The 6439-nt window shown below is 54.2% G+C and carries 4 protein-coding genes; 2 read left to right on the top strand and 2 right to left on the bottom strand.

The features are described 5' to 3' along the window. Positions 1-66 precede the first annotated feature (66 nt). Together NTU47_14000 and NTU47_13995 are read right to left on the bottom strand one after the other, a co-directional pair. Positions 67-1116, bottom strand: a complete 1050-nt coding sequence (locus NTU47_14000) for a T9SS type A sorting domain-containing protein (protein ID MCX6134921.1) — start codon at positions 1114-1116, stop codon at positions 67-69. 106 nt (positions 1117-1222) lie between these two features. Beyond that, positions 1223-3184, bottom strand: coding sequence for a heparinase II/III family protein (locus NTU47_13995; protein ID MCX6134920.1), 1962 nt, complete (start codon positions 3182-3184; stop codon positions 1223-1225). A gap of 259 nt (positions 3185-3443) precedes the next feature. Between NTU47_13995 and speY the strand changes: the two genes are divergently transcribed. Beyond that, complete coding sequence (gene speY / locus NTU47_13990) at positions 3444-4616, top strand: deoxyhypusine synthase (protein ID MCX6134919.1); 1173 nt, start codon at positions 3444-3446, stop codon at positions 4614-4616. 137 nt (positions 4617-4753) lie between these two features. Beyond that, positions 4754-5893: a type III PLP-dependent enzyme gene (locus NTU47_13985; GenBank protein MCX6134918.1), complete on the top strand. Its 1140-nt coding sequence runs from the start codon at positions 4754-4756 to the stop codon at positions 5891-5893. Positions 5894-6439 lie beyond the last annotated feature (546 nt).

The following is a 6439-nucleotide window of genomic DNA, read 5'->3' as shown; positions in this document are numbered from 1 at the left end:
GATCAGAATAGTAACGGCCAAGCCCGCTGAAAGTTCCGACCGGCCTGGCCGCAGAATCGGCCCGGACTATTTCAGTACCGTCATCGCCTTTGTTTCCACGTACTGACCAGCCTGCAGACGATAGAAGTATACTCCGCTTGGTACGCCCGCATTCCATTGAACCATGTGGAAGCCGGCTTCTTTGTTCCCTTCCGCCAGTGTCGCGACACGCTGACCGAGTGCGTTGAAGATCTGCAGCGACACGTTGGAAGCCTTAGGCAGTTGATAGTTGATTGTCGTGCTCGGATTGAACGGATTCGGGTAGTTCTGCGAGAGAGCAATGCGTGACGGCAGCCCGTTTTCGACGGACTCCAAGCCCGTCAGAAGCGACGCCCACGACCTGCTGACACGGATGCCGTCGAGCACGAGGGTTGGTGCGGACGTGGCAGTCCCCTGTCTCAGCGTGACGTACGCCAGATCCACAGCATCGGTCTTGGTCGTGTTCACATACGCGTTGATTTCGGCAGTCGATGGCTCCGCCGCGATGCTTGTTCCCGAGGCAAATACGTAAAGGTTGATGGGATCATTGAGAGTGTCTGCCGCGGGTCCCGCAAACGAGTACTTGAGGACTGCGAGATACGTTGTATTGAGGTTGTAGACCGTGTTTCCATAGAGCGAACCGCCGGACACTTCGTTGCTCTTGTTGATTCCGAAACTGAAGCCGGCCCCCGAGCTCTTGATGTGCACACGAGCGTAGTAGTTCGTCTGCGAAGCCGAAGGAGAAAGCGCAATGAAGTAATCTCCGGTGAGAGCGGCCGACACATTGATCATGAACGAGAGATACACGCTTCCGGAATTGACGGTCGTAAACCCCCTGTAGACATCCTGCCCTGTGTTGGCCATCGGCAGGGCGTTGCCGACACCAGAGCCCGGGTACCCGGCAAATGTCAGGCTTCCGGACGAACCAACCGTCAGCGGGTTGGTAGTGGTAGTACCGCTGATTGTCCAGCCGGCAGAGGTCAGGACTGTCCCGGCGGCGGCACTGAACTCATCACTCATAAGGAGTTGTGCGTGAAGGGACGAAGCGGCGACGACAAACAGAAACAGGAAAAGAGAAATTCGAGCAATGATCTTCATGCTACTCCTCCGAATGTGGTAATGACGAACTGGCGTTTTCTTCATGAGAATATAGGAAAGCTCTTCATGATATGCTCAGGAAACTGCGCGGAGAGTATTGGAGCTATCACTCCTCTCTGAACCTGAACGAAAACTCGTCTGCAAGCGCTCTTCCCTTCGCCGTGAGCAGAATCCTGTAGATTGTGTTCCCCCAACTCGAGAGGAGTCTCGGGTCTTCGATCGGGATTGTATCGATGCGTACGGAGAACCTGTCTTTGTCATACGAAAGGGAGATCGGTCGACGATTGCTCTGATCGCTCCCGGGGAGGAGATGAACCGTTCCTCGTTTATCATCGGTTGGAGTGCACACTGTCATCAGACTGACCATAACGGGCTGACGCATTTCTTCCAGCTCATAGCGATCTGTGATGACCACGTCTTTTCCGCGGTTCAGCTGAACGCTTCGTTCCCACACTTTCACTTTTGCTTCCGGCGGATACGCCCGCGCAATGTCGGCGCGGAAAAGAGTCTTTTCATCGTCCGATGTGTACCGGACATTGGACGCGCTATACTCGCGTCCCTCCTTTTGCATGATACCGTTGATCGTGGGGAGGTTATGATACGCAGACTGCATCGTCCAGAGAGAGTACCGGTCTTTGCCAAAGGTTTTGGCGGTGTACGTCTCAACGCCCACGTCGATAATGACGGGGCCCCCATCGTGGTAGATAATGAAATTTCCCACATCGTTGTGATTGTGACTCTCGGCGTTGTGGCCCCCCTGCGCAGCCACGTAGAAACCTTTGACTGTTTTGTCGGATGAACGTCCCCCCATGACCTGCAGCTCGGGGAGCCAGAAGTCCCGCAGGAGGGGCTCGCGTGGTTCCATCCCGGTCATTTCGTTCGCAGTGAATATCACCGGGAGAATCCGTCCGAGCGATCCGAACTGCCCCTTCTGCGCACTGGCACCGAGGTTTTGCCGCCGGGCGAGGTAGGAAGCGAACTGCATCATGGTTTGGTCCTGAATGCTCTTCCCATACCGGAATATCAGGTTCGCGTCAGCATCCTGCTTCGCCGGCGCGTCAGCAAAGTTGATGAAGTACTCGTCGTGAATGTATGCCCGATAGATGTACCGCCCGATTTCTTTGATCAACGGCTTGTCGAAAACGTTGATGGCATTGTTGGAAGCGCTTTGGAGCAGTTCCAGACAGTCAAAGAGCGAACCGCCTGCGCGGCCCCAGTACGCCGGGCCCTCGTCACATCCGCCATCGTGTGGATACGGGTCAAGAAAATTATCCAGGCAGCGCAGGATCTTGTGCACGGATGCGGCCCTGCGGTCAGGATCATCCTCGAACACCAATACAGCTGTGAGCCAGTTGGAGCAGATCCACGGATTCCAGTTATTGACGGTAGCGTTAAATCCCATCCACCAGAAATCATCCCGGGCAAGATTGACTGAGAGTATGCGTCGTTGGACTTCTGTACGCATCCGTTCGGTAACGAGAGGTGAGATACGGGCCAGTTCGTCACCGACGAGGTAGTAGGTCCATGCGATCAGCATCCCCGTTTCGGCGGCAAACAAATCGACTGTCGGTTCGGACACATCAGGCAGCCCCGGTCCTCTCTTTTGTAAGCCTACGTGAGCGGGCACACCCCAGTAGGTCTCTTCACAAATCGTCCAGACTCCGTTCATGATATCATCGAGGAAGCGCCCCTTCCCTTCCATGCATTCTCCCAGAACAAGCGCTGCCAGCTGTTCCCGCCGGCCGTACGATATTGCCTGGTACCTCGATCTGTTGCCGTTCCGGACATACTCCAGGAAGTCGGTCGCTTTAGGAGTCTGCCAGGAAGCGTTCAGATACAATTCGGCTTGTGCAATGTAGGCCTTCCTGAGCGGTTCACTGATCCGTGACCACTCTCCCCTTTCAGACTGCTTCGGAAAAGGGTGCCAGGCGGCGGTCGAGGCGATGGACTTCTTGAGCTGTTCAGCACTGACCGCTCCGCCCAGAAGGTGCTTCTCCTGCGCGCAGAGCAATGAAGCGACCAGGTGAACGAGGAGAAGAAGCAGAACAATTTTGGTGATCAGTTTCATTCTTCGACTTTCGGGATGTCGGCAGAGAGGAATTAATGACCGGGGAAAGCTACTGCAGATCGGGAAGAAAGGCAACAGAGCAATCAGGCGCCGGCTGTTAGCTTTTAGCGATTAGCTGTTAGCTGGCGACACTCAAAACCCATTGCATATCGTCTCATTTCACGCTATTTTTGGGCCATCCAATATCAAAAACAGAAAATGATCGGCACCTTCGGGTGACGGGCATCATCGAACGAAAGGCAGAAGAATGGACCACAAGATGAAACACCATCACAGCAAGAATGAGTACTTATCCGGCAAACGCGTTCTTCCGAAGGCCGTGACGAAGAAGAGCGACCTGCCTTCGATTATCGACAACATGGACGCCTACAACGGCGGGAGATTGCGTGCGGCGTGTCAACTGATGCGCGACAAGTATTCTCAGAAAGACGTTACGATCGGTGTCAGCATTGCGGGGGCGCTGACCCCTGCCGGCCTCGGGCCGTCAACGATCATTCCATTGATGAACCACGGGTTCGTCGATTGGTTCGTCGCCACCGGCGCGAACATGTATCACGACCTCCATTTCGCGTTCAACATGCCGATGTACCGAGGGAGCCACAACGTCGACGACGCAGATCTGCGCGACAAAGGCGTCACGAGAATTTACGACATCCTGTTCGATTACCAGGACGTCCTCATGGCGACCGACCGGGTGCTGCGCAAGATCATGCTGCGCCCCGAATTTCAGAAGGAGATGGGAACGAGAGAATTCTACCACCATCTCGGCAAGGTCGTCAACGAGTATGAAAAGAAGAACAAGCTCGGAGAAGTGAGCGTTCTGGCGGCAGCCTATCGCAACGGCATTCCGGTCTTCACCTCCTCTCCCGGCGATTCGACGATCGGTATGAACGTAGCCGGACTGGAACTACTGGCCGAAGCGAAGGGGCTGAAGGATCATTTCAAGCTGAAGATCAACCCCAGCATCGACGTGAATGATTCAACGGCGATCATCCTGAATGCCAAAAGATACGAGAAGGGGAAAACCGGCGTTCTCTTGATCGGCGGAGGCAGCCCCAAGAACTTCCTGCTGCAGACAGAGCCGCAAATCCAGGAAGTGCTGATGATTCCCGAGGCAGGACAGGACTATGACATCAACATCACCGATGCACGCCCCGACACCGGCGGACTCTCCGGCGCACCGCCGAGCGAAGCGGTCAGCTGGGGCAAGATCGATCCGACCAAACTCGAAGAAACGGTGACTGCCTACGTTGACGTGACGGTGGCGTTCCCGCTCCTCGCTGCATACGTGATCCAGACAACGAAGCCGAAGAAGCTGAAGCGGCTGTATGAACGCGGCGACGAACTCCGTCAAAAGCTCATCGATTCTTATCTGGAGAACAATCAGGAAGTTGGTGAGCTGTCCGGGATGATGAAGACTCTGAAGCCTTGATGGCACGCCGTCAAGATCGGAAATTCGAAACACGAAACTCTAAATAAACTCGACATCTGAAGCACGAAGGGAACCCTGGCCGGTGCTTCGATACATGGGCTTAGGATTTTCCCTTTCACGGACTAATGGAGAAACTCTTGATCTCAGAAAATGAACTCTTGAACTTTGCCGCGGAAGACGGCACGCCGGTCTGCATCATTGATCACGATATCATTCGGGCTAATTATCGGACCTTCAAGAAGCATCTTCCGAGGGTCCAGTGCTACTACGCGGTGAAGGCGAACTCGACACAGCAGATCATCGAGACCCTCTTCAAGGAAGGTTCAAGCTTCGACGTCGCGTCGTACAATGAGTTCATGCAGGTCTATCAATACATCAAGCACTTCGAAAAGCAGCAGAAGAAGTACTTTGTCTGGGACAAGATCATCTTCTCCAACACCATCAAGGATCGCCACACACTGGCGAAGATCAAGCAGTACAAGCCGCTGGTGACGTACGACAATTCCGCAGAAGTGAAGAAACTGAAAGAACACTGTAACACCGCCGGACTCGTCATTCGTGTCAAAGTGCCGGATACGGGATCACAGGTGGAGATGAGTACGAAGTTCGGCGTCGAGCCTGGAGAAGCGGCCGACCTGATTGACGAAGCATTCAACGCGGGGCTGAAGGTCGAGGGAATCAGTTTCCACGTCGGCAGTCAGTGCACCAACTTCGACAATTACACCGCGGCGCTGTCGATCGCGTCCGAACTTTTCAATGACGCGCGGAAGAAAGGGTACGGGTTGAACCTGCTGGACATCGGCGGCGGATTCCCGGTTCCGTACGACCCGCAGGTTCCTGACTTCGCGAAACTGGCGAACTTGTTGAACTCAGAGTTCGAGCGCCTCTTTCCGGAAGACATCGAAATCCTTGCTGAACCGGGACGATTCATCGCAGCCACCTCCGCGTCGCTCGTTGCGGAGATCGTCGGGAAAGCCCGGAGAGCCGGCAAGATTTTCTACCACATCAATGACGGTGTGTATCATTCCTACTCCGGCGTGGTGTACGACCACTGGATTCCAAATTTCCACGCCTTCAAAGAAGGCCCGCCGGAGATTTGTGCAGTGGTTGGACCAACGTGCGACAGCTTCGACAAGATCACTCTCTCGGCGGAACTCCCCGCGAATCTGGAAGTGGGCGACTTTCTGTACACCGTCAACATCGGCGCCTACGGCACAGCATCGACGACGCGGTTCAACGGATTTGATCCGGCGAAGATCGTGCACAAGAACTTCTGACGCAGTGTCTCATCATTTTCGCCAAGGGGAGAAATGGGGCTGTCCCAAAAGTACCATTGACCTCTAGAGTTGCTGCAGAGATTCTTTCAATTGCGTCGAATTCAGAATTCTCGTCGTGGTCGAAATGACATTTCGACCTACATTTGGGACAGCCCTTCTTATTTTCTCATCCTCCCTTCCCAATCGCAACACACCTACTCGATTATCAACTGCTGCATCAACCAGTGAATCCGAGTAGAGCGAAACGCCGTTGCGTTAGTGAAACGCCACCTTCGACGAAGGGAAACCGTTTCCTGACTGAAAAAGCGCATTGCAGAATCTGACATCGTCCGATTATTTCTCACACTCAACAATCTGCGTCACCGCGCGCGAGAATCTGATCTCGTCCGGGTTGACTTTTAGCTTATACATTGACAGATTGGAAGCGGACGAATTCAGTGTCTGCATGTTGAATAATCTATCGTCCACAGTTGTCCTCCCCGCACCGTACTGTCACCGCCTGTTCACGAACACGGCAGGAGTTTCAGAGATTGAACAAAAATGAGC

Source organism: Ignavibacteriales bacterium (assembly GCA_026390595.1).
Taxonomy (GTDB): domain Bacteria; phylum Bacteroidota; class Ignavibacteria; order UBA10030; family UBA10030; genus UBA9647.
The sequence above is the reverse complement of the archived record's forward strand: the minus strand, read 5'-3'. Positions and strand labels throughout refer to the sequence as shown.

Excerpts from the sequence above, each read along its gene's own strand:
- NTU47_14000 (MCX6134921.1), bottom strand. The coding sequence starts at position 1,116 with ATGAAGATCATTGCTCGAATTTCTCTTTTCCTGTTTCTGTTTGTCGTC.
- NTU47_13995 (MCX6134920.1), bottom strand. The coding sequence starts at position 3,184 with ATGAAACTGATCACCAAAATTGTTCTGCTTCTTCTCCTCGTTCACCTG.
- speY (MCX6134919.1), top strand. The coding sequence starts at position 3,444 with ATGAAACACCATCACAGCAAGAATGAGTACTTATCCGGCAAACGCGTT.